The following is a 3,467-nucleotide window of genomic DNA, read 5'->3' on the forward strand; positions in this document are numbered from 1 at the left end:
CCGGGCGGCCATTCTCCTTGAGCCATCAGCGGCAACCTCGCATCAGCCACACCCGGTCCTCCCGGACCGCCAACATTCTTAAGGACCCCGCATGAGCGGCCCGCCCATCCGTGTCCTGGTCGCCGAGGACCAGTCCGCCGTACGCGCCGGGCTGGTGCTGATCCTGCGCAGCGCGCCCGACATCGAGGTGGTCGGGGAGGCGGCGGACGGGGAGCGGGCGGTGGCGCTGGCCCGGGAGCTGCGGCCGGACCTGGTGCTGATGGATGTGCAGATGCCGCGGCTGGACGGGGTGGCGGCGACCCGGCAGGTCGTCGCGGAGAACCTCGCGGACGTCCTCGTCCTGACCACCTTCGACCTCGACGAGTACGTGTTCGGGGCGCTCCGGGCCGGGGCGGCTGGTTTCCTGCTGAAGAACACCGAGGCCCGGGACCTGATCGCGGCGGTGCGTACCGTGGCGGGCGGGGAGGGGCTGATCGCCCCGGCCGTCACCCGCCGGCTGATCGCCGAGTTCGCGGCCGGGCCGGTGCGCGGACCGGGGGCCGACCCGGCGGTCCTCGGCACCCTCACCCGGCGCGAGCGCGAGGTGCTGTCCTGCCTCGGGGAGGGCCTGTCCAACGCGGGGATCGCCCAGCGGCTCGACATGGCGGAGGCCACCGTGAAGACGCACGTCAGCCGGTTGCTGGCGAAGCTGGGGCTGCGCAGCCGGGTTCAAGCGGCGGTGTTGGCGCAGGAGTTGGGGGTCCAGCCGTAGGGGGGCCAGCCGTAGGGGGGCCAGCCGTATACGAGAGTGGTCCAGACCTCTTGACCCGTGGTCCAGACCTTTCTATTCTCGCGGCACTGTGGGCGTGAAGGCTCAGTCACGCCCCCCAACTCCCCATAGGAGGCGCAGAATGCGCTTCAGACACAGAGCCGCGGCAGGGTTCGCGACCCTGTTGCTCCCGCTGGCCGGACTCGTCGGTCTCGCGAGCCCCGCCCAGGCCGCCACCTCCGCCACCGCCACCTACACCAAGGCCTCGGACTGGGGCACCGGCTTCGAGGGCAAGTGGACGGTGAAGAACACCGGCACCACCTCGATCAGCTCCTGGACGGTCGAGTGGGACTTCCCCTCCGGCACGTCCGTCACCTCCGCCTGGGACGCCGACGTCACCTCCTCCGGCACCCACTGGACCGCCAAGAACAAGTCCTGGAACGGCACGCTGGCCCCCGGCGCCACCGTCTCCTTCGGCTTCAACGGCGCGGGCACCGGCTCCCCCGCCAACTGCAAGCTCAACGGCGGCAGTTGTGACGGCACCACGGTGCCCGGCGACGCCGCCCCCTCCGCTCCGGGCACCCCCACCGCCTCGGACGTCACCAACACTTCGGCGAAGCTGACCTGGTCCGCCGCCACCGACGACAAGGGCGTCAAGAACTACGACGTCCTGCGCGACGGCGCCAAGGTCGCCACGGTGACCACCACGTCGTACACCGACACCGGCCTCACCGCCGGCACCTCCTACTCCTACACCGTCCAGGCGCGGGACACGGCCGACCAGACCGGCCCGGCCAGCGGCGCGGTCGCCGTGCGCACCACCGGCGGCACCACCGACCCGCCGCCCACCGGCAGCAAGGTCAAGCTCGGCTACTTCACCGAGTGGGGCGTCTACGGCCGCAACTACCACGTCAAGAACCTGGTGACCTCCGGCTCCGCCTCGAAGATCACCCACATCAACTACGCCTTCGGCAACGTCAAGAACGGCCAGTGCGTCGTCGACGACACCTACGCCGCCTACGACAAGGCCTACACCGCCGACCAGTCCGTCAGCGGCACCGCCGACACCTGGGACCAGCCGCTGCGCGGCAACTTCAACCAGCTGCGCCAGCTGAAGGCCAAGTACCCGCACATCAAGGTGCTGTACTCCTTCGGCGGCTGGACCTACTCCGGCGGCTTCGCCCAGGCCGCGGCCAACGCGACCGCCTTCGCCAAGTCCTGCAAGGCCGTCGTGGAGGACCCGCGCTGGGCCGATGTCTTCGACGGCATCGACATCGACTGGGAGTACCCGAACGCCTGCGGTCTGACCTGCGACACCTCGGGGGCCGCGGCCTTCAAGAACCTGATGCAGGCCCTGCGCACCGAGTTCGGCTCGAACTACCTGGTCACCGCGGCCATCACGGCCGACGGCTCCTCCGGCGGCAAGATCGACGCGGCCGACTACGGCGGCGCCTCGGCCTACGCCGACTGGTACAACGTGATGACGTACGACTACTTCGGCGCCTTCAACGCGCAGGGCCCGACCGCCCCGCACTCGCCGCTGACCTCGTACTCCGGCATCCCGCAGGCGGGCTTCAACTCCGCGGACGCGATCGCCAAGCTCAAGGCGAAGGGCGTCCCGTCCGCCAAGCTCCTGCTCGGCATCGGCTTCTACGGCCGCGGCTGGACGGGTGTCACCCAGGCCGCCCCCGGCGGCACGGCGACCGGCGCGGCACCCGGCACCTACGAGGCGGGCATCGAGGACTACAAGGTCCTCAAGACGTCCTGCCCGGCCACCGGCACCATCGCGGGCACGGCGTACGCCTACTGCGGCACCAACTGGTGGTCCTACGACACCCCGGCGACCATCGCCGGAAAGATGACCTGGGCCAAGAACCAGGGCCTGGGCGGCGCGTTCTTCTGGGAGTTCAGCGGTGACACCGGCAACGGAGAGCTGGTGAGCGCGATCAACAGCGGTCTGGGCTGACGCCGCCCGGCGCCGCCCCCACGGGGGTCGGCGCCCCGAAGCCGGAGAGGCGGGACATGTCCTGCCTCTCCGGCCCGGCTTCTCAGATGCTGGGCGCCGGCACCCGCGTGTACGTCAGGCCGTTGCTCGTACCCGCGGGTGTGGTCACCTGGACGGAGAGCGGCCCGGCGGGGCCCGCCGGAGCGTCGGCGGTGATCTGCGTCGGGGAGACCACGGTGAAGGCCGCGGTCACGGTTCCGAACCGGACACTGGTGGCGGTCGCCAGGCCGGTGCCGGTCAGTGTGACGACCGTGACGGAACTCGCCGGTCCTTCATCGGGTTCGAGGGAGAGCAGCACGGGGGCACCGAGGAAGACGTAGCCGAGGGGGCCGCTGACGCCGCCTGGGGTAGTCACCGTGACGTCCGTGGCACCGGGCGCGCGGCTGGGGGTCACCGCGGTGATCTGCGTGGCGGAATCGACGGTGAACGAGGCCGCCGCCACCCCGCCGAAGCGCACCGCTGTCGCACCGAGGAGGTCGCCGCCCGTGACGGTGACCGTGGTGCCGCCCGCCGTCGGTCCGGAGGCGGGGGTGAGGGCGGTCAGCGAGGGCTGGGCGGCGTAGAAGAAGAACGCGTTGGGATCGTTGGGGTTGCTGGTGCCATGGGGTGTGGTGACCCTGACCGCCGCGGCACCGGCCGCGCGGGGCGGACTGACCGCCGTGATCTGGGTAGCGCTGTTGACGGTGAACGAGGACGCCGCAACCCCGCCGAACG

Annotated in this window: 3 protein-coding genes; 2 read left to right on the top strand and 1 reads right to left on the bottom strand. The window is 71.2% G+C overall.

The window, feature by feature from the left end:
* Positions 1-91: 91 nt before the first annotated feature.
* Both ACZ6D7_RS09420 and ACZ6D7_RS09425 read left to right on the top strand, forming a co-directional pair.
* The gene (locus tag ACZ6D7_RS09420; protein WP_469486085.1) at positions 92-751 is read left to right on the top strand and encodes a response regulator; all 660 of its coding nucleotides are present in this window, start codon (positions 92-94) and stop codon (positions 749-751) included.
* 139 nt (positions 752-890) lie between these two features.
* The gene (locus ACZ6D7_RS09425; protein ID WP_469486088.1) at positions 891-2,714 is read left to right on the top strand and encodes a glycosyl hydrolase family 18 protein; all 1,824 of its coding nucleotides are present in this window, start codon (positions 891-893) and stop codon (positions 2,712-2,714) included.
* Between the two features lie 82 nt (positions 2,715-2,796).
* On the opposite strand, the gene ACZ6D7_RS09430 is transcribed toward ACZ6D7_RS09425, so the two are convergent.
* The coding region (locus tag ACZ6D7_RS09430) for an IPT/TIG domain-containing protein (protein WP_469486091.1) at positions 2,797-3,467 on the bottom strand (671 nt) is incomplete at its 5' end.

The organism is Streptomyces sp. NPDC041784, assembly GCF_055591025.1.